19 protein-coding genes are annotated in these 21,141 nt (G+C 67.7%); 13 read left to right on the top strand and 6 right to left on the bottom strand.

The features are described from left to right. From D0901_RS16885 to D0901_RS16870, 4 genes are all read left to right on the top strand, one after another. Window positions 1–701, top strand: a 701-nt coding sequence (locus D0901_RS16885; protein ID WP_129141469.1) for a TRAP transporter large permease subunit, incomplete at its 5' end; no start/stop codon positions are given. 10 nt (window positions 702–711) lie between these two features. Then, window positions 712–1,860 carry a galactonate dehydratase gene (dgoD, locus tag D0901_RS16880; protein WP_129141468.1) on the top strand — a complete coding sequence of 383 codons (1,149 nt, stop codon included), beginning with the start codon at window positions 712–714 and terminating at the stop codon, window positions 1,858–1,860. 166 nt (window positions 1,861–2,026) lie between these two features. Continuing rightward, window positions 2,027–2,713 carry a 2-dehydro-3-deoxy-6-phosphogalactonate aldolase gene (locus D0901_RS16875; RefSeq protein ID WP_129141467.1) on the top strand — a complete coding sequence of 229 codons (687 nt, stop codon included), beginning with the start codon at window positions 2,027–2,029 and terminating at the stop codon, window positions 2,711–2,713. Further along, entirely contained in the window at window positions 2,710–3,630 is a 921-nt protein-coding gene (locus D0901_RS16870; RefSeq protein ID WP_129141466.1) for a 2-dehydro-3-deoxygalactonokinase, read from the top strand. Before D0901_RS16875 ends, D0901_RS16870 begins: the two co-directional genes overlap by 4 nt. Before the next feature lie 152 nt (window positions 3,631–3,782). On the opposite strand, the gene D0901_RS16865 is transcribed toward D0901_RS16870, so the two are convergent. Continuing rightward, window positions 3,783–4,295, bottom strand: coding sequence for a gluconokinase (locus D0901_RS16865; RefSeq protein WP_129141465.1), 513 nt, complete (start codon window positions 4,293–4,295; stop codon window positions 3,783–3,785). Window positions 4,296–4,672: 377 nt separating this feature from the next. On the opposite strand from D0901_RS16865, the gene D0901_RS16860 reads away from it, so the two are divergent. The 3 genes from D0901_RS16860 (at window position 4,673) to hrpB (ending at window position 9,521) form a co-directional block, all read left to right on the top strand. Next, a complete protein-coding gene (locus D0901_RS16860) occupies window positions 4,673–5,551 on the top strand; it encodes an HAD-IIB family hydrolase (protein ID WP_129141464.1) in 879 nt (292 codons plus the stop codon). Further along, on the top strand, window positions 5,548–6,768 hold the full coding sequence (locus tag D0901_RS16855; RefSeq protein WP_129141463.1) for a glycosyltransferase family protein: 1,221 nt from the start codon (window positions 5,548–5,550) through the stop codon (window positions 6,766–6,768). The genes D0901_RS16860 and D0901_RS16855 overlap by 4 nt, the downstream gene beginning before the upstream one ends. Window positions 6,769–7,022: 254 nt before the next feature. Beyond that, on the top strand, window positions 7,023–9,521 hold the full coding sequence (gene hrpB / locus D0901_RS16850; protein ID WP_129141462.1) for an ATP-dependent helicase HrpB: 2,499 nt from the start codon (window positions 7,023–7,025) through the stop codon (window positions 9,519–9,521). On the opposite strand, the gene D0901_RS16845 is transcribed toward hrpB, so the two are convergent. The 3 genes from D0901_RS16845 to D0901_RS16835 are packed head-to-tail and all read right to left on the bottom strand — an operon-like array spanning window position 9,518 to window position 11,754. Beyond that, window positions 9,518–10,264, bottom strand: a complete 747-nt coding sequence (locus D0901_RS16845; RefSeq protein WP_129141461.1) for an amino acid ABC transporter ATP-binding protein — start codon at window positions 10,262–10,264, stop codon at window positions 9,518–9,520. The genes hrpB and D0901_RS16845 overlap by 4 nt on opposite strands. Continuing rightward, window positions 10,261–10,935, bottom strand: a complete 675-nt coding sequence (locus tag D0901_RS16840) for an amino acid ABC transporter permease (protein ID WP_129141460.1) — start codon at window positions 10,933–10,935, stop codon at window positions 10,261–10,263. The genes D0901_RS16845 and D0901_RS16840 overlap by 4 nt, the downstream gene beginning before the upstream one ends. A gap of 60 nt (window positions 10,936–10,995) precedes the next feature. After that, a complete protein-coding gene (locus tag D0901_RS16835; RefSeq protein WP_129141459.1) occupies window positions 10,996–11,754 on the bottom strand; it encodes an amino acid ABC transporter substrate-binding protein in 759 nt (252 codons plus the stop codon). Window positions 11,755–11,990: 236 nt separating this feature from the next. Here D0901_RS16835 and D0901_RS16830 point away from each other — a divergent pair, with 236 nt between their 5' ends. The 4 genes from D0901_RS16830 (at window position 11,991) to D0901_RS16815 (ending at window position 15,179) form a co-directional block, all read left to right on the top strand. Beyond that, window positions 11,991–12,857 (top strand): MBL fold metallo-hydrolase, encoded by an 867-nt coding sequence (locus D0901_RS16830; protein ID WP_129141458.1) that lies wholly within the window; start codon window positions 11,991–11,993, stop codon window positions 12,855–12,857. Window positions 12,858–12,934: 77 nt separating this feature from the next. Continuing rightward, window positions 12,935–14,221 carry an NAD(P)/FAD-dependent oxidoreductase gene (locus tag D0901_RS16825; RefSeq protein WP_203234888.1) on the top strand — a complete coding sequence of 429 codons (1,287 nt, stop codon included), beginning with the start codon at window positions 12,935–12,937 and terminating at the stop codon, window positions 14,219–14,221. A gap of 98 nt (window positions 14,222–14,319) precedes the next feature. Beyond that, window positions 14,320–14,781, top strand: coding sequence for a YeeE/YedE family protein (locus D0901_RS16820; RefSeq protein WP_129141456.1), 462 nt, complete (start codon window positions 14,320–14,322; stop codon window positions 14,779–14,781). After that, window positions 14,778–15,179 (top strand): DUF6691 family protein, encoded by a 402-nt coding sequence (locus D0901_RS16815; protein WP_129141455.1) that lies wholly within the window; start codon window positions 14,778–14,780, stop codon window positions 15,177–15,179. The genes D0901_RS16820 and D0901_RS16815 overlap by 4 nt, the downstream gene beginning before the upstream one ends. Before the next feature lie 4 nt (window positions 15,180–15,183). Here D0901_RS16815 and D0901_RS16810 read toward each other — a convergent pair whose 3' ends face one another. Further along, complete coding sequence (locus tag D0901_RS16810; protein ID WP_129141454.1) at window positions 15,184–16,665, bottom strand: sensor domain-containing diguanylate cyclase; 1,482 nt, start codon at window positions 16,663–16,665, stop codon at window positions 15,184–15,186. A gap of 475 nt (window positions 16,666–17,140) precedes the next feature. Next, on the bottom strand, window positions 17,141–18,943 hold the full coding sequence (locus D0901_RS16805; protein ID WP_129141453.1) for a sugar phosphorylase: 1,803 nt from the start codon (window positions 18,941–18,943) through the stop codon (window positions 17,141–17,143). Between the two features lie 325 nt (window positions 18,944–19,268). Here D0901_RS16805 and D0901_RS16800 point away from each other — a divergent pair, with 325 nt between their 5' ends. Together D0901_RS16800 and D0901_RS16795 are read left to right on the top strand one after the other, a co-directional pair. Further along, window positions 19,269–20,177 carry a beta-keto acid cleavage family enzyme gene (locus D0901_RS16800; protein ID WP_129141452.1) on the top strand — a complete coding sequence of 303 codons (909 nt, stop codon included), beginning with the start codon at window positions 19,269–19,271 and terminating at the stop codon, window positions 20,175–20,177. After that, window positions 20,174–21,127, top strand: coding sequence for an L-carnitine dehydrogenase (locus D0901_RS16795; protein WP_129141451.1), 954 nt, complete (start codon window positions 20,174–20,176; stop codon window positions 21,125–21,127). Before D0901_RS16800 ends, D0901_RS16795 begins: the two co-directional genes overlap by 4 nt. The last annotated feature ends 14 nt before the right edge of the window (window positions 21,128–21,141 follow it).

The following is a 21,141-nucleotide window of genomic DNA, read 5'->3' as shown; positions in this document are numbered from 1 at the left end:
ACCCCAAGCTCGGCCCGCCGCTGACCGACGCCGATCGCGACGAGGGCTTCTCGAGCCGCGGCCAGGCGCTCAAGGCGATCGTCGTCCCGGGGCTGATCGCCTTCCTGGTGCTGGGCTCGATCTACGGCGGCGTGGCCTCGGTCACCGAAGCCGCGGCGATGGGCGTGTTCGGCGTGCTGCTGGCGGTGATCGGGCGCGGCGAGTTCTCGTTCAAGACCCTGCACGAAAGCCTCGGCCAGACGCTGATGACCTGCGGCATGATCATCTGGATCGGTATCGGCGCGGCGACCCTGGTCGGGGTCTACAACCTGATGGGCGGCAACCGCTTCATCTCGCAGCTGATCCTCGGCCTCGACGTGCCGCCGATCGCCATCCTGCTGGTGATGATGGCGATCCTGCTGGTGCTGGGGATGTTCCTCGACTGGATCGGCGTGGCGATGCTGACGCTGCCGATCTTCGTGCCGATCGTCGACCAGCTGGGCTACAGCCCGATCTGGTTCGGCATCCTGTTCGCGGTCAACATGCAGGTGTCGTTCCTGTCGCCGCCGTTCGGCCCGGCCGCCTTCTACTTGAAGGGCGTGGCGCCACCGAGCGTGAGTCTCAAGGACATCTTCGTCTCGCTGTTGCCGTTCATCGCCATCCAGCTGGTGGTGCTGTTCGCGCTGCTGTTCTTCCCCGAGATTGCCATGTGGTTAGTCTAAAAGGACCATCATGAAAATTACCCAACTCAAGACCTGGCAGGTGCCGCCGCGCTGGCTGTTCCTCAAGATCGAGACCGATGAAGGGTGCTACGGCTGGGGCGAGCCGGTGGTCGAGGGGCGCGCGGCGACCGTCGAGGCCGCGGTACACGAACTCGCCGACTATCTCGTCGGCCAGGACCCGCACCGCATCGAGCACCTGTGGAATACGATGTACCGCGCCGGGTTCTATCGCGGTGGTCCGATCCTGATGAGCGCCATCGCCGGCATCGACCAGGCGCTGTGGGACCTCAAGGGCCGCGACCTGGGTGTGCCCGTGTATCAGTTGCTGGGCGGCAAGGTGCGCGACCGCATGCGCATGTACGCCTGGACCGGCGGCGACCGGCCGAGCGACGTGGGCGAGGGCGCCAGGGCGCTGGTCGAGCAGGGTTTTACCGCCTTCAAGATGAACGGCACGCCGGAGCTTGCCATCGTCGACTCGCATCGCAAGATCGACGAGGCGGTGGCCCGGGTCGCCGAGGCCCGCGAGGCGGTGGGGCCCGACGTGGGCATCGGCATCGACTTCCACGGTCGTGTCCATCGGCCCATGGCCAAGGCGCTGCTGCGTGAACTCGAGCCCTATCACCCGATGTTCGTCGAGGAGCCGGTGCTGCCCGAGCACCTGCCGAGCCTCAAGCAGATCGCCACCGGGCTGGGCTACCCGATCGCCACCGGCGAGCGGCTGCATACCCGCTTTCAGTTCCGCGACCTGCTCGCCGAGGGCATGGTCGATGTGGTGCAGCCGGACCTGTCGCACTGCGGCGGCATCAGCGAGGGCATGAAGATCGCTTCGCTGGCCTCCTGCTACGATGTGGCGCTGGCGCCGCACTGCCCGCTGGGGCCGCTGACGCTGGCCGCCTCGCTGCACGTGGATGCCGTCAACCACAATGCCTTCATTCAGGAACAGAGCATGGGCATCCACTACAATCGGGACAACGACGTGCTCGATTACCTGGTGGACAAGTCCGCGCTGTCGATCCACGACGGCTTCTGCGCGATCCCCGAGGGTCCGGGGCTGGGCGTGGAAATCGACGAGGCCTTCGTCGAGGAGCGCGCCAAGGTGGGGCATCGCTGGCGCAATCCGGTGTGGACGCATGAGGACGGGTCGATCGCCGAATGGTGACCGATGGGCGTGAGCCATCTGCGCTCGGTCATGCGGCGTTGAAAACGCCCCAGGCTTACTCATTTACAAGAGTAAACTCCGTCGTCTGGGTCGTTTTCTCCTTGTCTGACCTTCGCTCGAAAGGCTCACCCTCCATCGGTGAGCCTTGAAAAACTTGGAGGCAACTATGAACGAGACGCGCCGGGCCGCCCTGCAGGCGGCTCTCAAGGACCTGCCGCTGGTGGCGATTCTGCGTGGCGTGCGGCCGGACGAGGTCGACGCCATCTTCGACGCGCTGGTGACGGCGGGTTTTCGGATGATCGAGATTCCGCTCAACTCGCCGCGCCCCTGGGAGAGCATCGAACGGCTCGCCAAGCGCTGCCCGGATGACGTGGTGATCGGCGCCGGCACGGTGCTCGACCCCGAGGCCTGCCAGCGGCTGGCGGATCTGGAAGCGCCGCTGGTGATCACCCCCAACACCGATCCGGCGGTGATCGGCGAGGCGGCCTCCCAGGATTTGGCGCCGATGATCGGCTGCATGACGCCCACCGAGGCGCTGACGGCGGTCCGCGCCGGAGCCACCACGCTCAAGCTGTTTCCGGCCGGCAAGCTGGGTACCGGCTACTTCAAGGACATCAAGGCGGTATTGCCGCCCGACCTGCCGGTACTCGCCGTGGGGGGCATCGATCTCGACAACATGGCCGAGTGGGTGGCCGCCGGGATCGACGGTTTCGGCTTCGGCGGCAGCGTGTACAAGCCCGGCTGGTCGGCCGACGAGGTGGGCGAGCGAGGCCGCGCGCTGATCGCCGAATGGCGCCGTATCAATGAAGGCCTCAACCAGGCCTCGGAGCTCGAGCGTGAGGCGGACGCATGACGGCCGGTGACGAGCGCCTGATCGCCATCGACTGGGGGACCAGCAACTTCCGCGCCTTCCTGGTCGACCGCGCGAGTGGCGAATGCCTGGAGACCCGGCGCTCCGATGCCGGACTGCGTTCGCTGTCGAGTGCCGAGTTCCCCCACTACTGCGCCGCGCAGGTGGCGGCATGGCGCGAGGGCGCGGGCGCCAGGAGCGTACCGATCTATCTCGCCGGCATGGTCGGCTCGAAGCGTGGCTGGAGCGAAGCGCCGCAGCTCGACCTGCCGGTGTCCGCCGAGGACTTGGCCGCAAACGTGGTCGCCGCGCCGGGCCTCGACAACGCCTGGATCGTGCCCGGCGTCAAGGTGGTCCGCGACGACCACGTCGACGTGATGCGCGGCGAGGAGATCCAGGCCTTCGGCGCCCTGGCGCTGTGCGAGACCGACACCGCCCTGTGCTGCCTGCCGGGTACCCACAGCAAGTGGGCCCGACTCGAGGCCGGGCGGATGATCGACTTCATCACCGCGATGACCGGTGAGCTCTACCATGCGGTGCGTTTCCACACCTTGCCCGGCGAGCCGGCCCGCGAGTCCGCCGAGTTCGATGCCGGGGCCTTCGACCAGGGGCTGACGGCGGCCGCGCACCCGGCGGGACTGCTGCATGCCTTGTTCGAGGCGCGCAGTCGGCACCTTTATGCCGGGCTTCCCGCCGAGCGGGTCGGCAGCTTTCTCTCCGGGGTGATGATCGGCAGCGAAGTGCGTACCCAGCGCCGGATCCACCCCACGGCCGGCGAAGTCCTGCTGGTCGGATCGACGACACTCAATGCGCTCTATCGGCGGGCGCTGGAAGCCAGTGATTTCACCGTGCGCGAGATCGACAGCGACGCGGCGACCCTGGCGGGGCTGTGTGCACTGGCCGACCGACATAAAGTCTGAGGAGCTGGACGGAATTTGTGGGAGGGAGCTTGTTCCCGACGATATCGGATCATGGTGCAAAAACGGGCGATACCAAAGATCACTTGCCGATACCCCCGATACGAAAAAGGCGACGCATGAGGCGTCGCCTTTTTCGTGAATAGCGCCGTGGGTCAGTGGCGTTTCAGATGCTCGATGAACCGCGAAACGATCATGGCGGGATCGGTGCGAATATCGATGCGAAAGGCCTCGGTCTCGTCGGGCATTTCGAGCGTGCTCAACTGGTTGTCGAGCATGTGCTCGCCGGCGAAGAAATGCGCGCCGCGGGAGTTCAGCCGCTCCAGAAGGACCTCGCGAGTGCCGTGAAGATAGAGAATCTCCAGGTCCGGCGCGCCCTCGCGCAGGCTGTCGCGGTAGCGATGCTTGAGCGCCGAGCAGCCGATGACCAGCGGTTTTCCCGCCTCGCGGTAACGCCGATAGAAATTCGCGAGTGTCTCGAGCCAGCCCTCGCGGTCGGCATCGTTCAACGGCTCCCCGCGAGACATCTTGGCGATACTGGTCGGGCTATGATGATCGTCGGCATCGATGAATTCGGCGCCGATGGCCGAGGCGAGATCCCGGCCGATGTGCGACTTTCCCGAGCCGGAAACGCCCATGACCAGAATGCAGGGTGAAGTGTTTTTCATGCAGAAACGTCCGCGGTCGAATGGCGACTTTTCAGCCTGATGATAGCATTTTTCACGTCGGGATATGAGACGATTCCGGTGCTTTTACACGTTGGTTGATGCCCGGCTTGGATCCTGGATGCACCATCATTGTGCAACGGAGCCCGTTCAGGCGCTCGCCGCACCGGACGGGGGCGAAGTCTGCCCGAAAAGAGGGTGCCTTGGGGGGAGCCGGGCCGCATCGACTATCGTGAGGGATGGTGCAAGGGCCTGGACTGGCCCGGCTCAGGCCCGCCCCAAGGCCCGATCGGGCCTGAGTGGCACAATCTGTGCTAGGACGCATTACCACGATGCGCGACCGTCGGCGACGGATCGTCGGTCGTTCATGGAGGACCGTGATGACAAACGCCATGGCAGCCCAGCGATTACGCCTGATCTTCACCGATCTGGATGGATCCCTGCTCGATCATTACACCTACGACTGGTCGCCGGCGGAGCCCTGGCTACGACGCCTGCGCAAGACCGCCGTGCCGGTGATTCCGGTCAGCAGCAAGACCCGCGCCGAGCTGGTGCCGCTGCGCCGTGAACTGGCGCTCGAGGATGCGCCCTTCATTGCCGAGAACGGCGCGGTGATCGGCCTGCCGCCCAGCTGGCAGCATGCCCGTCTGGATCGCGACCCCGCCGACCCCAGCGGGTTGTGCATCAAGACCCCGGGGGTGGACAACGATTTTCTGCGTCAGCGCCTCGAGGTGCTGCGCGACCGGCTCAAGCTGAACTACCGCACCATGAGCGAAATGACCCTCGACGAGGTCGTGCGTGCCACCGGCCTGAGCGAGGAGGGCGCGCGTCTGTCGCGTCAGCGCGAGGGCAGCGAGCCGCTGATCTGGGACGATAGCGACGCGGCCCTGGAGACCTTTCGCGGCGCCCTGCAGAACGACGGCCTGACGCTCACTCGCGGCGGGCGCTTCTGGCACGTCATGGGTAACGTCGACAAGGGCCAGGCGATGCGCTGGCTGGTGGCACGCTTCGAGGCGCTGCGCGGCGACACGCCGACCACGCTGGGGCTGGGCGACGGGCCCAACGATATCGCGCTGCTCGAGGCGGTCGACCAGGCGGTGCTGATCCGCGGCGAGCATCGCCACCCGGTGGACGTCGCCAACCCCGCGTTGTATCGCACCCGGGCCTCGGGGCCGCAAGGCTGGTGCGAGGGGCTGGACCACTGGCTGGGCAAGACCTTCTTCGAGCCATCCGCCCCGCATGAGGACGAGCCTCTATGAGCGATTTTTATCAGAACGGCATCATCACCAACTTTCACAACCTGACGCATCGGCCGGTGGAGGCGCTCGAGGCGGATCTGAAGCGCTTCGCCAGGCGGCGGCCGATGGGGTTGATCCTGCCGTCGCTGTTCTCGGAACTGGAAGGGCCGGCGCTGGGGCGGATCGTCGACGAACTGGCCAAGGTGGAGTATCTCGACGAGATCGTCATCGGCCTCGATCGCGCCGATCGCGAGCAGTTCCTCCACGCCCGCGAGTTCTTTTCCCGGTTGCCGCAGCACCATCGCATCCTGTGGAACGACGGGCCGCGCCTGCAGGCGCTGGATGCCGAGCTGGAGGCCGAGGGCATATCGCCCCAGGAGCCGGGCAAGGGGCGCAATGTCTGGTACTGCGCCGGCTACATGCTGGCCTCGCGGCGTACCCAAGCGGTGGCGCTGCACGACTGCGACATCGTCACCTACGACCGGGGGCTGCTGGCGCGGCTGATCTACCCGGTGGCGCATCCGCAGTTCAACTACGAATTCTGCAAGGGCTACTACTCGCGGATCGCCGGCGGCAAGCTCAACGGCCGGGTGGCTCGGCTGATGGTCACGCCGATGATCCGCGCGCTGAAGAAGGTCTTCGGCCCGCTGCCCTACCTGGATTACCTGGACAGCTACCGCTACCCGCTGTCGGGGGAGTTCTCGATGCGTACCGATGTGCTCGATGGCATCCGCATTCCCAGCGATTGGGGGCTGGAGATCGGCGTGCTCTCCGAGGTGCATCGCAACTATTCCACCAAGCAGCTCTGTCAGGTCGACATCGCCGATATCTACGATCACAAGCATCAGCCGGTCTCCGAGGTCGATCCCCACGCCGGGCTCAACCGCATGAGCCTGGATATCGCCAAGGCGCTCTATCGCAAGCTGGCGACGCTGGGCGTCGAGATTCATGCCGAGACCTTTCGCACCATCAAGGCGACGTACTATCGCATCGCCCTGGATTTGATCGAAGCCTACGACAACGATGCCGCCATGAACGGTCTCAAGCTCGACCGCCACAGCGAGGAGCAGGCGGTGGAGCTGTTTGCCGCCAACATCATGGAAGCGGGGGCGGCCTTTCTCGACAACCCGCGCGACAAGCCGTTCATCCCCAGCTGGAATCGGGTGCAGGCGGCGATTCCCGATCTGCTGGAACGCATGCACGAGGCGGTGGAGCTGGACAACCAGGGTCGCGTATAGCCAGGCGTCGGGGTCGGCGCCGCCATCGTCGGGAACGAGTTCCCTCCCACCAGAAGTCGGTACCTGTCAACGTTGTGGGAGCGAACTGGTTCGCGATGAAACAGCCACCGCTGTAGGAAACGAGTTGCCTCCCACGAAACCAGCAAGGACTCGCTCTTGTGGGGCGAATTCATTGGCGATGCGGCTGGCGCGTTTTTCCCTGTCGGCAGACGATGGTAAAAGTAGCGCTCCCGTCGAACCGACCCGGTAGGCCGATGACCGCTTCCGACACCTCTTCTTTCGATGCGCCTGCTGACGGCGCCCTGCCCATCGACGCGCACCTGGCCGAGATCCGGGGCGCGCTGGATGCCCACTCCCGTGCGCTGCTGGTCGCCGAGCCCGGGGCCGGCAAGACCACTCGCGTGCCGCTGGCGCTGCTGGATTCTGCCTGGTGCGCCACGGGCAAGCTGTTGCTGCTCGAGCCGCGACGTGTCGCGGCCCGGCTGGCGGCGCGCTACATGGCCGAACGACTCGGCGAGCCGGTGGGGGAGACGGTGGGCTATCGCATGCGCGGCGAGACCCGGGTCGGCGAACGCACGCGGCTGGAGGTGGTGACCCAGGGTGTGCTGACGCGACTGATCCAGGACGACCCGATGCTCGAGGGCGTCGCGGGCATCGTCTTCGACGAGTTCCACGAGCGCAGCCTGGAAGCGGACCTGGGGCTGGCCCTGACGCTGGACGTCCAGACCGGCCTGCGCGAGGACCTGCGGCTGCTGGTGATGTCGGCGACGCTCGATGTCGGGGCGCTCACCGGCGTACTCGGCGAGGTGCCGCTGGTCGAGTGCCCGGGGCGGAGCTTCCCGGTGACCACCCACTATCGGGCCTTGAACACCCGCGATGCCACGGCGACCCAGCAGGCCGGGGTGGTGCGCGAGGCGTTGGCGCGCGAGGCGGGCGACGTGCTGGTGATCCTGCCCGGGGTCGGCGAGATCCGCCGGCTGGCGCGGGAACTGACCGGGCTGCCGGCCGGCGTCGTCCTCCATGAGCTGCACGGTCGCCTGTCGCTCGAGACCCAGCAGCGGGCGCTGAGCCGCGATCCCGACGGGCGGCGGCGGGTCGTGCTGGCCACGGCCATCGCCGAATCCAGCGTCACGGTGGACGGCGTGCGCATCGTCATCGACAGCGGTTTCGCCCGCGAGCCGGTCTTTCAGCCGCGCCTCGGGCTGACGCGGCTGGCCACCCACCGGGTCAGCCGGGCGAGTGCCGATCAGCGCCGTGGGCGTGCCGCCCGCCAGGGCCCCGGTGTCTGCTATCGGCTGTGGGCCGAGGAGCAGCCATTGCCCGCTCACGCTGATCCCGAGATCCGCCAGGCCGATCTGGCCCCGCTGGCCTTCGAGCTGGCCCGCTGGGGCATCGTCGAGCCCGACGCGCTCACCTGGGTGACGCCGCCGCCGGCCGCGGCACTGGACGCCGGGCGTTCGCTGCTCAAGCGCCTGGGCGTGCTCGACGACGCCCATCGTCTCACCGCGCTGGGGCGGGCCTGCGCGCATTACCCGGTCCACCCGCGCCTGGCGGTGATGCTCGAACGGGCCGGTGAACTCGACGCGCGACCGTTGGCCTGCTGGCTGGCAGCGCTGCTGGAAGGGCGTGCGGGCGGCGAGGACCGGGATCTGGCCACGACGCTGGCCAGGCTCCCCGATGGCCGGGCCAAGGGCACCGAGCGGCAATGGTATCGCGACGCCCGGCGCCTGGCCGATACGCTCGCCTGCGGCCTGAGCGTCGATTCGCTGGCGCCCCTCGGCGAGCTGCTGGCGCTGGCCTATCCCGAGCGGGTCGCGCTGCGTCAGGCGCCGGGGCGTTTCAAGCTGGCCGCGGGCAGCCTGGCGCTGCTCGATGCGTCACACCCGCTGGCGCATGCCGAGGCACTGGTGGCGGTGGAGCTCGACGGCCAGGCCCAGGGGGCGCGGATATTTCGTGCCGCCGCGCTCGAGCCGTCGCGCCTCGAGGCGCTGTTCCCCGAAACCCGCGACTTTCGTCCCCGCCTGACCTGGAGCGAGACCGAAGGGCGGCTGATCGGCGAGGAGGTCAGGGCGTTGGGCGAACTGACAATCGAGCGCCGGCCGCTGCGCGAGATGCCCGACGCGGCGATTCGCGAGGCGCTGCTGGCGGCGGTGCGCCGCCGTGGCCGGCTGGCGTTCGACGCCGGGGCCGAGCAGTTGTGCGCCCGGGTGGCGCTGCTGCGTCGCGAGTTCGGCGAGACGTGGCCGGACTGGTCGCGGGAACGGCTGCTCGCGACCCTGGAGGACTGGCTGAGCCCCTATCTCGACGGCATCCGCCGGCTCGAGCGTCTCGATGCGCTGCCCTTCGCGCGGATCCTGCTCGACCGGCTCGACTGGTCGAGCCGCCAGGCGCTCGACGAGCTGGCACCGACCCATCTGCCGGTGCCCAGCGGCTCGCGCATTCGCCTGGATTACGTGAGTGGCCGAGCCGGCGGCGCTCTCGATGCAGAGCCGGTGCTGGCCGTGAAGCTCCAGGAGCTGTTCGGGCTCGGCGAGACACCGCGCATCGCCGGCGGGCGCGTGCCGGTGGTGCTGCACCTGCTGTCGCCGGCCGGGCGGCCACTGCAGGTGACCCGCGACCTCGCCAGCTTCTGGAAGCGGGGTTACTTCGAGGTGCGCAAGGACATGCGCGGGCGCTACCCCAAGCACCCCTGGCCCGAGGATCCGCGAACGGCGGTCGCCACCGCGCGGACCCGGCGGCGGGCGCCGGACTAGACGGCCGCCTGGGGCAGGATCTTCCGCAAAAACTGCCGGGTGCGTTCGTCGCGGGGCTGGGTGAACAGCTCGTCGGGCGGGGCCTGTTCGACGATGCGTCCCTCGTCCATGAACACCACCCGGTCGGCCACGTCGCGGGCGAATTGCATCTCGTGGCTGACCACGATCATCGTCTGGCGCTCGGCGGCGAGCTGCTTCATCAGGCCCAACACCTCGTCGACCCACTCCGGGTCGAGCGCCGAGGTCGGTTCGTCGAAGAGTATGACATCGGCATTGGCGGCCATCGCGCGGCCGATGCCCACGCGCTGCTGCTGGCCGCCGGACAGCGAGGCCGGGTAGGCGTCGGCCTTGTCGGCCAGGCCGATGCGCTCGAGGATCTCGCGGGCCCGGGCGTGGGCCTTTTCCTTGGGTAGACGGTCGACCACGATCATTCCTTCGCTGATGTTCTCCAGCGCCGTCTTGTTGGCGAACAGCGCATAGTTCTGGAAGACGAAGGCGGTGCGCCGGCGCAGGGCGAGGATGTCGCGCTGCGTCGCCCGGGTCACGTCGACGCGCAGGTCGCCGACGGTGAGATGCCCGGCGTCGGGGCGCTCGAGGAAGTTGATGCAGCGCAGCAGGGTCGACTTGCCGGTGCCCGAGGGGCCGACCACGACGATGATCTCGCCGCGTTCGAGCGACAGGTCGATGTTCTCGAAGACCGTCTGTGCGCCGAAGCGCTTGGTGATGCCCTGGAGTTCGATCATCGCTGATAGGCTCGGTTGAGACGGGTTTCCAGCCGACGCTGCAGCCAGGAGAGGGCTTCGACGACCACCCAGTAGATGATCGCCACGACCAGGAACGCCTCGAAGTAGAGGAAGCTGCTCGCGGCTTCCTTCTGGGTGGCGCCCATCAGTTCGGTGACCCCCAGCGTGAAGGCCAGCGAGGTGGCCTTGATCATGTCGATGAAGTAGTTCATCAGCGTCGGGGTGGCGATGCGTGTCGCCTGGGGCAGCACGATGCGCCGCATCAGCTGGCCCTGGGTCATGCCGATCGACAGCGCGGCTTCCGTCTGGCTGCGATCGACGCCGACGATGGCGGCGCGGATCGATTCGGCCATGTAGGCCGAGAAGTGCAGGGTCAGGCCCATGATGGTCGCGGTGACGCCGTTGATCGCCACCAGGAAGGTCAGCAGCTGTGGCAGGCCGTAATAGAACAGGAACAGCTGCACCAGCAGCGGCGTGCCGCGGAAGAAGGAGATGAACAGCATCGCCAGGGCGTTGAGCCCGCGCAGCCGGCGCACGCGCACCACGGCCAGCAGGCAGGCCAGCACCAGGGCGAAGATCATGCCGGCGACGGCCATCTCCAGCGTCAGCGGCAGATAGCCGAGCAGGATGGGCACCAGTCCCAGCATGTAGTCGAGATCGAGCGCGTGCATGGCGGTCAGCCTGAACCTTGAATAGGGGAAGGGCGACCGGCGGGGCCGGTCGCCGTGTCATCAGGGTCGGGTGATGTCGGTCCCGAACCACTTCTCGGAGATTCGCGTCAGGGTGCCGTTGTCGCGCAGCGTGTCCAGCGCCGCGTCGATACGGTCGCGGTCGGCCCGGCCGGCCTCGTCGTCGCGGAAGGGCAGCGCGTTCTCGATACGCGAGAAGGGCTTGCCGGCGAGCTGCAGCGGCAGCGGCTTGTCCTTGATCACCTGGGTGGCGCTGACCCGGTCCATGACGAAGGCATCGGCACGGCCCAGGGCGACGTCCTGCTCGATGTTGGACTCGTAGGTCTTGATGTCGATCTGATCGGCATAGGGCAGCTCGCGCAGCAACTGCTCGTAGTTGGAGCCGAGGTTGACCGCCACGGTCTTGCCCTTGAGATCCTCGACGCCCTGGATGGCGTCGTTGCCCTTGCGCACCACCACCTGAGCGCCGTCATAGACGTAGGGATCGGTGAAGGCGTACTTGGCCTTGCGCTCCGGGGTGATGGTGATCTGGTTGGCGATGGTGTCGATACGCCCGGAGTCGAGCATGCCGGCCAGGCCCGAGAAGCTCGCGGTGACGAACTCGATGTCGTCGCCGGTCTGCTCGCCGATGGCGTTCAGCACGTCCACTTCGAAGCCCTTGAGCTGATCCTGCTCGACGAAGGTGAAGGGATAGTACTTGCCGGACATGCCGACCCGCAGGGTGTCGGCCTGGGCAATGCCGACGCTCGCGCCGAGCGCCAGGGCGATGGCGGCGGATTGGACGATGCGTGTCAGGGTCATGGACCGCTCCTCGTGGATGGAATGCAGGGAGTGTAGCGCAAATGGCCAATTTGGAATAATAGGAAGAGTCTATATTCCTTTTGGTTTTCTTAAATCGGCCGCATGCCCCTGTCGGGCGATCGGCTGCCGTCCGGGTGGTGAATAGCCGGGATTTCATATATTCAAAAAAAGAATAATGTTAGAACTTAAAATGCGTTATGCTGGTGGCATCTCGATCGCGTAAGAGGAGTCATCTCATGCGCTCTCCCGTCGTTACCCACTTCTTCGACGAGCCCACCAACACCTTCAGCTACGTGGTCCGGGATCCGGAAAGCTCGGCCTGCGCGATTCTCGACTCGGTACTCGACTTCGATTATGCCGCCGGACGCACCGACGTGCGCTCCGCCGACGCGATCATCGAGTTCGTCGAGCGCAAGGGGCTCACGGTCGAATGGATCCTCGAAACCCACGTTCACGCCGACCATCTCTCCGCGGCGCCCTACCTGCACGAAAAGCTCGGCGGCAGGACGGCCATCGGCGCCCATATCACCGAGGTCCAGGAGATCTTCGGCAAGGCCTTCAATGCGGGCACCGAGTTCGCCCGCGACGGCAGCCAGTTCGACCGGCTGTTCGCGGAGGGCGATACCTTCGCCATCGGTCATCTGGAAGGTCGTGTGCTGCATACGCCGGGGCACACGCCGGCCTGCCTGACCTACGTGATCGGCGACGCGGCCTTCGTCGGCGATACCCTGTTCATGCCCGATTATGGCACCGCGCGCTGTGATTTCCCCGGTGGCGATGCACGCACGCTGTATCATTCGATCCAGAAGGTGCTGGCGCTGCCCGACGAGACACGGCTGTTTCTCTGTCACGACTACAAGGCGCCGGGCCGGGATACCTATGCCCACGAGACCACGGTGGCCGACCAGCGGGCCGGCAACGTGCACGTGCATGACGGGGTCAGCGAGGAACAGTTCGTCGCCATGCGCCGCGAGCGTGATGCCACCCTGGGCATGCCGCGGCTGATCCTGCCCTCGGTGCAGGTCAACATGCGCGCCGGCCATCTGCCCCCCGCCGAGGACAATGGCCAAGTATATCTCAAGGTGCCCATCGACCGCTTCTGAACCCGCCGATGCCTCGTTCGGCCCCACGGTGGCCGGGCGAGGCATGGCCACGAGAACGATCATTCCCGGAGTTCGCCATGTCTTCCAACGAATCCGCCGCGGTCCCCGCCGGCCGTCACGACGTGCTGATCATCGGTGGCGGGGCCGCCGGCATCGCGCTGGCCGCCAGTCTGCACAAGCGCCGTGAGAGCCTGGATATCGCCATCATCGAGCCCGCCGAGATCCACGATTACCAGCCCGGCTGGACCCTGGTCGGCGGTGGGGTCTTTACCCCGGAGCAGACGCGTCGCGCGATGCGCGATGTCATGCCCGATTTCGTGACCTGGTACCGGCATCGCTGCGATCAGGTGGCCCCCGACGCGCATCGGGTCGTTCTCGATGACGGTCGCGTCCTGGGCTATCGCAGTCTGGTGGTGGCCCCCGGGCTGGTGATCGACTGGTCGGCCATCGACGGGCTCGAGGCGACCCTGGGCGAGCATGGCGTGACCTCCAACTATCGCCGCGATCTGGCGCCCTATACCTGGTCGCTGGTCCAGTCGCTGTCGTCGGGTCGTGCCTTGTTCACCCAGCCGCCGATGCCGATCAAGTGCGCCGGGGCGCCGCAGAAGGCAATGTATCTGGCCTGCGATGCCTGGCGTCGCCGGGCCGTGCTCGGCGGCATCGACGTCAGCTTTCACAATGCCGGTGGCGTGCTGTTCGGGGTGGCGGACTACGTGCCGGCGCTCGAGCGCTATGTCGAACACTACGGCATCGACCTGCACTACCAGGAGAACCTGGTGGCGGTGGATGGCCCCAATCGAGTCGCCCGCTTTCGGGTCACGCGCGAGTCGGGCGAGGAAATCGTCGAACGGCGCTTCGACATGTTGCACGTGGTGCCGCCGCAGCGCGCTCCCGACCTGGTGCGCCGCTCCGTGCTGGCCGATGCGGCGGGCTGGCTGGATCTCGACGAGGCCACGCTCCAGCACCGGCGCTACCCCGATGTCTTCGGCCTGGGCGATGCCAGCGGTACCGGTAATGCCAAGACCGCGGCGGCCGTGCGCAAGCAGGCCCCGGTGGTCGCCGAGAACCTGTTGGCCCGGCTCGACGGTCGTGCCTTGGAGGCGGGTTACCTGGGCTACGGCGCCTGCCCGCTCACGGTCGAGCGTGGCCGGGTGGTGCTGGCGGAGTTCGGCTACGGGGGCAAGCTGCAACCGACCCTGCCCCATTGGCTGGTCGAGGGCACGCAGGCGACCCGCATTGGCTGGATGGTCAAGGCACACTTGCTGCCCCGCCTGTACTGGAACGTCATGCTCAAGGGGCACGAGTGGCTGGCGGCGCCGGCCACGCTGGAGAAGGTGGCCGGACGGGTCGCCGAAGAGCGTTAGGCCATGGCGATCGGGCGCCCATGATGCCCGTGGCGGACGCTTCACGGCGTGACGCCACCGACAACGACACGTCAAGACCCACAAGGGAAGGAACCAGAATGGACACGATGGCGAGCCTGCAAGGGCTGATCGGCGGCGTGCTGATCGGTCTTTCGGCGGTGTGGCTGATGGCGACGCTGGGCCGCATCGCCGGTATCAGCGGCATTCTCTCGGGGCTGCTGTGGGAACGTCCCGCCGGTGACACTGCCTGGCGGCTGGCGTTTCTGGTCGGGCTGATCAGCGGGCCCTCGCTGGTGATGCTCGCCGGCGGCGGGGCGGGCAACGTGGTCGCTGAGCCGGGCGCGGTGATCGGCGCCCCCGTCGGCGGTGTGACGACGATGCTCGTCGCCGGCCTGCTGGTGGGACTGGGCACCGGGATCGGCAGCGGCTGCACCAGCGGCCACGGGGTGTGCGGCATGGCGCGACTGTCGCCGCGTTCGCTGGCGGCGACCGTGACGTTCGTGGCCGTGGCGATGGCCACGGTCTATGTGGTGCGTCATTTCCCGGGAGGAACGCCATGAAGACGCTGCCGGGCTACGTGGCCGGGCTGCTGTTCGGCCTGGGGCTGGCGATCGGCGGCATGACCGATCCGACCCGAGTGATCGGTTTCCTGGATGTCGCCGGCGACTGGGACCCGACGCTGATCTTCGTGCTCGGCGGCGCCGTGATGACGACCTTCATCGGTTACCGTCTGGTCTGGAAGCGTGGCGTGCCCTGGCTGGCGCCGCGCTTCGCGTTGCCCACCCGCCGCGACCTGGATGCCCGCCTGCTCGGCGGCGCGGCGCTGTTCGGTGTCGGTTGGGGGCTCTCCGGCTACTGCCCGGGGCCGGCCGTGGCCTCGCTCGCCGGGCCGAGCCTGCCGCTGGTGGCGATGCTGGTCGCCATGGCCGCCGGCTGGTGGCTGGCCCGCCGGGTGTGAGGGCTCAGCCGCGGTCCGCGGTCCTTTTGGCGTTCGACGGTGCCGCGGCCGATCGCTGCCGCTTGGCCTCGAGCAACCGGTGGTCGGCCCGGCTGAAGGCCTGGGCCACGGTTTCGTCATCCGTCAGGGTGACCACGCCGAAGGTGGCCGATAGCCCATGACGCAGCGGCGGGACGTGGACCTCGCCGAGGCGCTGCTGTAACCGGTCGGCCAGGTGGCGGGCGGCCTTGCCGTCGTGCCCCGGCAGCAACAGCAGGAATTCATCCCCGCCGAAGCGGCCGAAAAGGTCCTTTGCGCCCAGCGCGGCGCGCACGGCCTGACACAATCGGATCAAGGCCTTGTCGCCCACGTCGTGGCCATGGGTGTCGTTGATGGCCTTGAAGTGGTCGAGGTCGAACACGATCAGCGACACGGGGCTGCCGCGGCGCCGTGCCTCGGCGTGGATCCTGACGGCGCGTTCGAAGAAATGGCCACGGGTGACGACGCCGGTCAGGCCGTCGCGGAAGGCCAGTTCGCTGAGCTGGCGGTTCTGGGCGAGCAGGGCGGGAACGGCGAAGCCGAAATAGCCGCTGGCAGCGATCACGCAGATGGCGAACTGATAGGTCAGCGACTGTTCGATCAGCCCCAGCGCCGCGACCCACAGGGCCGTCAGGGTACTGAACAGCGCAATGCTCGTCGCGCCGCGAAGCGGCGTTTCCGTGTAGACGATCCACATCTGCGGGATGATCAGGAAGAACACCCCGAAGGCGATCTCGGGCGAGCGAAAGTGCGCGTCGAGCAGCATGACCAGGCTGAGTAGGGTCAGGCTGATCAGCAGCTTCCCCAGGAACCCGCGCCGGCTCGTCGTCGCGGTGGCGAACGTCAGTCCACCGAACCACGTTTCGACGCCGGGATAGCGCCAGCTCAACAAGGCCAGGAACAGGGGCGTCAGGACCAGCACGCCGGCCATGTCGCCGACCCACCAGGGCAGCCACAGTTCCTGGAGGACGACGCCCTCCAGCAGGCCGGCCGTGCACAGCGCGGCCACGCCGAGCAGCGTCGCGCACAGCGCCGACAGGCAGCCGACGATCAGGAACAGCGGCACCACCACCGGTACCGAGACCGTCTCGCGGGTACGGATCAGACTCTTGAGCAGCCAGGCACCGAGGCCGTAGCTGGCGCAGTGCGCCAGCCCGAACAGCACGCCGGCGTACAGCAGTTCCTGCCAGGGCAGGTGCGAGGCGTAGAGGCGATCGACCCAGAAGGTGGCGACGATCGCGCAGACCATCAGGGCGGGAACGGCGCGCCGGCCCAGCATCAGCAAGGCGGCGAAGCTCAGCCCGGCCGGGGGGAACCACAGGCTGGCGTGGGGGGCGAATTCCATCAGCGTGGAGAGCCGCCAGACCAGCAGCCAGACCAGAATCAGGCAGAGCTGGCGCAGGCGGCGCGCGGCCGCGAGGTCGGCCTGGCGCCAGCGACATGCTTGCCAGGAGGCCCATGGTGACATGAGTGACGGTCCTCGGAGGGTGTTTACAAAATGCCTGCGCTCGACAATACGGCGTTAAAATCGGCCTCAAAATGCTCATTTACCCCGTGTAAACTCCGCTTTTTCGGTCGATTTTGCCTTGTCTTGCCTTCGCTCGCCTAATTTGTAAACACCCTCTCGGTGTGACGATATGGCCGGCAGCGCCAGGGTGGCGGATTGAGGGCACTTTACCGGCAAGCCGGTGGCTCTGGCGACCCGAGTGCGCCAATCTTTCGTGAACGTTACCGTGGTCGGGACGCTGGCACCGGGCGGGCGTGCTCCCGAGCCGGCAAGACCCCGCTTGCGGCATCGACCGGGGGACGTGATGAATGGGGGCGTGCCCCCGCCGTCGGGAACGAGTTCCTTCCCACGGGCTATCCCGTGCCCGGGCCCTAGGCGGGCGCTCGAGGCCGGGGCGGGTGGGGGCGAATTGATTCGTGACGGCTGTGAACGGGGCTCATGTCGGGGTCTGCACCAGCCACAGGCTGCGGTAGGGGCGCAGGATGTCGCGCTCCTCGGGCCGCGGCCGGTACGGTGCGCCGTTCTTCAGCACGTCGCGCCACTCGCCGTCGGCGAGTTCCGGCAGGCTCAGCGGCTGACGCTTGTCGCTGATGTTGTAGATCGCCAGCAGCCGGCGGCCGTCGGGCAGTGGCCCGCGTTCGACGGCGAACAGCCCGTCGGGGGTGTCAAGCACGCGCTGCGGCGCCTCGGGGTGAAAACAGGGCTCGCCGGCACGCAGCTTGAGGCGGCGCTTGAGCGAGAAGAAGGCCTCGCGGGTCGGGGTGCTGCGGCTGTCGATCAGTTCGTCGAGTTCCTCGCGAGCCCAGTGCCGCCGGTTGATGGCGCGCAGGTGGCCGCTGCGCTCGACGCCTTCGTGGTCGTTGAGGGTGGCGGTCAGCGAGTGGAAGTAGATGCCCGGGATGCCCTGCAGGGCGAGCAGCAGGTTCTGGCTGCACAGGAAACGTTCCACCTGCCAGGCGTCGGCGCCGCGCCGGGTGCCCTTGAGGGCGTCGAAGTAAGTGATGTTGATCTCGTAGGGCGAGTCCTTGCCGTCGGGATTGGCCTTCATGCTCACGTAGCCGCCGAAACGGTGCATCAGCTCGAGCAGGACATCGACCTCGTGCTGCGGCAGCAGCCCTTCGAGGGCGCGCACGCCGATGCCGTCGTGGCTGGCCGTGAAGTTGAAGTAACTGCAGCCGGCGGGCAGCGTCGGCAGGCCGCTGGCCCAGGTCTTCAGGGCGGTGGCGTCGCCGCTGGTCAGGGTGTGCACCAGTAGCGGCGGCAGCGTGAACTGGTAGATCAGGTGCGCCTCGTCGGGCGTGTCGTCCGGGCCGAGCCGCTCGAGGCCGAAGTAGCTCATGTTCTCGCGGTGCGGCACGTTGGTCTCGGTGATCAGCAGCGTCCCCGGTGCGACGTGATCGAGGATCGCCCGCAGCAGGCGCACGATGGCATGGGTCTGCGGCAGGTGGATGCAGGCGGTGCCGATCTCCTTCCACAGGTAGGCGATGGCGTCGAGGCGGATCATCCGCGCGCCCTGCTCGACGTAGTAGAGCATGATGCCGACGAACTCGAGCAGCACGTCCGGGTTGGCGAAGTTGAGATCGATCTGGTCCTCGGAGAAGGTCGCCCAGACATGACGGGTGCCGCGACGGGTCGACACCGGCACCAGCAGCGGCGAATTGCGCGGCCGGGTGACCTGGGAGACGTCGGTGGTGGGATCCATCTCGATGAAGTAGTCGCGCCCCGGCTGAGTGCCGGCCAGGTAGTCGACGAACCACAGCGACTCGCGGGAGACGTGGTTGATCACCAGGTCGACCATCAGGTCCCGCTTGTCGGCCAGGCGGCGAATGTCCTGCCAGTCGCCGAGGCTCGGGTTGACCTCGCGATAGTGGACCACGGCGAAGCCGTCGTCGCTGCTCCAGGGGAAGAAGGGCAGCACGTGCACGCCGCTGAAGGTGTTCGACAGGCGTTCGTCGAGGAAGTCGTCGAGCACTTCGAGCGGGGGGCGCTCGCCGTCGAGCAGGGTGTCGCCGTAGGTGATCAGCCACTGGTCGCGTTCGCTCCACAACGGGCGCGGGGCGGCATGGGCGGCACCGTGGTGGTGCGACAGCAGGGTCAGCAGGCGGCGCAGCACCTCTTCGGTGCGCTCGCCATAGACCTCGCCGAGGCGCGCCCGCGCCCGTTCGACGAAGGCGGCCTCGTCCAGCGCGCCGGCGGGAGTGGGAGGTAGCGCCCTGGGCGCCGGATCGTCGTTGGCCATCGGCTGTTTCTCCTGTGTTGTGCCCTCCGCGCCGCATCGTCGGGGGCTCGTGTCAGGCTCGCGGGATCGGTGCCATTTGGCAAGCGCGCCCGATGGGCGGGGCGTGTTCGGTCGTCGCCATTGCACTAGCCCATTGCAGAAGCCGTGCCAGATCCCGGGGCCCTTCGGCAATCGGCGTCGCAAAGACGTCAACGGCGTTCAGGAGGGCGGATCCCGTCACGCTCCGTGCTGTCGTCTGGTGTGGGTGAGTCGTCGCCAGGGGTCAAGTCGCTTCCGTCGCGTGGCGCCACACTGGGGGCGTTTTCTACAGCCAGGAGCGAGCGCCATGCAATCCAGGGTCATTCTCACCTGTGCGGTCACCGGGGCCGGTGACACCACCGCCAAGAACCCCCACGTGCCGATCACCCCCCGGCAGATCGCCGACGACTGCATCGCCGCCGCCAAGGCCGGCGCCAGTGTCGCCCACATCCACGTGCGCGATCCCGAGACCGGCGGCATCAGCCATTCCCGGGAGCACTTCCGTGAAGTCATGGAGCGGGTCCGCGAGGCGGATACCGACATCGTCATGAACATCACCGCCGGCGGCGGCGGCGACTGGGTGCCGGATGCCGAGGACCCCTACCGGGGCGGGCCGGGCAGCGACATCCAGACGCCCGCCGAGCGCCACGCGCCGGTCGGCGAGTTGCTGCCGGAGCTGTGCACGCTGGACTGCGGCAGCCTCAACTTCGGCGACAGCGTCTACATCAATACCGCCGACTGGCTGCGCGAGCATGCGCGGCTGGTGCAGGCGGCCGGCGTCAAGCCGGAGCTGGAATGCTTCGATCTGGGCCACGTCTGGTTCGCCCGTCAGCTCCAGGCCGAGGGCCTGATCGACGGCGATCCGCTCTATCAGTTGTGCTTGGGCATCCCCTGGGGCGCCGAGGCCGATACCGAGACCATGCTGACCATGCGCAACAAGCTGCCGTCGAACGCCCAGTGGGCCGCCTTCGGCATCGGGCGCGCGCAGATGCCGATGGTCGCCCAGGCGGTGCTGCTCGGCGGTCATGCGCGGGTCGGCCTGGAGGACAACCTGTATCTGCGCAAGGGCGTGCTGGCGCGCAACGCCGATCTGGTCGAAAAGGCCGCCGATATCATCGAAAACCTCGGCTCGCGGGTCATGACCCCGGCCGAGACGCGCGCGCATCTCGCGCTGCGCGACCCGGTCACCGGCAAGCAGGCAGGAGGTGAGGCATGACGTGTCTGGCCGTCATCGGAACCGGGGTGATCGGCAATGGCTGGATCGCGCGAGCCCTGGCACAGGGCTGGGACGTGGTCGCCTTCGACCCGGCCGCGGGCGCCGAGGGGCGCACCCGCGACGCCGTGGCCCGGGCCTGGCCGTCGCTGACCCGCCTGGGGCTCGCCGAGGGCGCGGACCCGGGTAGGCTCGCCTTCGTCGACAACCTGGAAGCGGCGGTGGCGAACGCCGACCTGATCCAGGAGAACGTCCCCGAACGGCTCGAACTCAAGCGCGAGATCCTCGCCGCGCTGGACGCCGCGGCGCCGGCGGGAGTGCCGATCGGCTCGTCGACCTCCGGCTTCAAGCCCAGCGATCTGCAACAGGATTGCGCGAATGCGCCCGGCCGGGTGATCGTCGCCCACCCCTTCAACCCGGTCTATCTGCTGCCGCTGGTGGAGCTGGTCGGCGGCGAGGCGACCGGCGCGGATCACCTGGCCCAGGCCGAGGCGCGCTACCGCGAGCTGGCGATGCGCCCGCTGGTGGTGCGCCGCGAGATCGAGGGCCATATCGCCGACCGGTTGATGGAGGCGCTGTGGCGCGAGGCGCTGCACCTGGTCAACGACGGCGTGGCGACCACCGAGGAGATCGACGCCGCGGTGGTCTACGGCTGCGGGCTGCGCTGGTCGCTGATGGGTACCTTCCTGACCTTCCACCTGGCCGGCGGCGAGCAGGGCATGCGCCACATGCTCGAGCAGTTCGGCCCGGCGCTGAAGCTGCCCTGGACCAAGCTCGAGGCGCCGGAGCTCACCGACACTCTGATCGATCGCGTGGTCGAGGGTTGCGAGCATCAGGCGGCGGGCCGCAGCGTCGATGCGCTGGAGTCGCGGCGCGACGAGTTCCTGGTGCGCCTGCTAGCCTTGGTCGAGGAGTACTGGCCGGAAGCCGAGGGCCTGGAGGGGCGACTATGAGCGAGGCGGCTATG

It is taken from the genome of Modicisalibacter coralii, from assembly GCF_004117855.1.
GTDB classification, from domain to species: Bacteria; Pseudomonadota; Gammaproteobacteria; order Pseudomonadales; family Halomonadaceae; genus Modicisalibacter; species Modicisalibacter coralii.
The sequence above is the reverse complement of the archived record's forward strand: the minus strand, read 5'-3'. Positions and strand labels throughout refer to the sequence as shown.

Coding starts and splice junctions, on each gene's coding strand:
- dgoD (WP_129141468.1), top strand. CDS start 712: ATGAAAATTACCCAACTCAAGACCTGGCAGGTGCCGCCGCGCTGGCTG.
- D0901_RS16875 (WP_129141467.1), top strand. CDS start 2,027: ATGAACGAGACGCGCCGGGCCGCCCTGCAGGCGGCTCTCAAGGACCTG.
- D0901_RS16870 (WP_129141466.1), top strand. CDS start 2,710: ATGACGGCCGGTGACGAGCGCCTGATCGCCATCGACTGGGGGACCAGC.
- D0901_RS16865 (WP_129141465.1), bottom strand. CDS start 4,295: ATGAAAAACACTTCACCCTGCATTCTGGTCATGGGCGTTTCCGGCTCG.
- D0901_RS16860 (WP_129141464.1), top strand. CDS start 4,673: ATGACAAACGCCATGGCAGCCCAGCGATTACGCCTGATCTTCACCGAT.
- D0901_RS16855 (WP_129141463.1), top strand. CDS start 5,548: ATGAGCGATTTTTATCAGAACGGCATCATCACCAACTTTCACAACCTG.
- hrpB (WP_129141462.1), top strand. CDS start 7,023: ATGACCGCTTCCGACACCTCTTCTTTCGATGCGCCTGCTGACGGCGCC.
- D0901_RS16845 (WP_129141461.1), bottom strand. CDS start 10,264: ATGATCGAACTCCAGGGCATCACCAAGCGCTTCGGCGCACAGACGGTC.
- D0901_RS16840 (WP_129141460.1), bottom strand. CDS start 10,935: ATGCACGCGCTCGATCTCGACTACATGCTGGGACTGGTGCCCATCCTG.
- D0901_RS16835 (WP_129141459.1), bottom strand. CDS start 11,754: ATGACCCTGACACGCATCGTCCAATCCGCCGCCATCGCCCTGGCGCTC.
- D0901_RS16830 (WP_129141458.1), top strand. CDS start 11,991: ATGCGCTCTCCCGTCGTTACCCACTTCTTCGACGAGCCCACCAACACC.
- D0901_RS16825 (WP_203234888.1), top strand. CDS start 12,935: ATGTCTTCCAACGAATCCGCCGCGGTCCCCGCCGGCCGTCACGACGTG.
- D0901_RS16820 (WP_129141456.1), top strand. CDS start 14,320: ATGGACACGATGGCGAGCCTGCAAGGGCTGATCGGCGGCGTGCTGATC.
- D0901_RS16815 (WP_129141455.1), top strand. CDS start 14,778: ATGAAGACGCTGCCGGGCTACGTGGCCGGGCTGCTGTTCGGCCTGGGG.
- D0901_RS16810 (WP_129141454.1), bottom strand. CDS start 16,665: ATGTCACCATGGGCCTCCTGGCAAGCATGTCGCTGGCGCCAGGCCGAC.
- D0901_RS16805 (WP_129141453.1), bottom strand. CDS start 18,943: ATGGCCAACGACGATCCGGCGCCCAGGGCGCTACCTCCCACTCCCGCC.
- D0901_RS16800 (WP_129141452.1), top strand. CDS start 19,269: ATGCAATCCAGGGTCATTCTCACCTGTGCGGTCACCGGGGCCGGTGAC.
- D0901_RS16795 (WP_129141451.1), top strand. CDS start 20,174: ATGACGTGTCTGGCCGTCATCGGAACCGGGGTGATCGGCAATGGCTGG.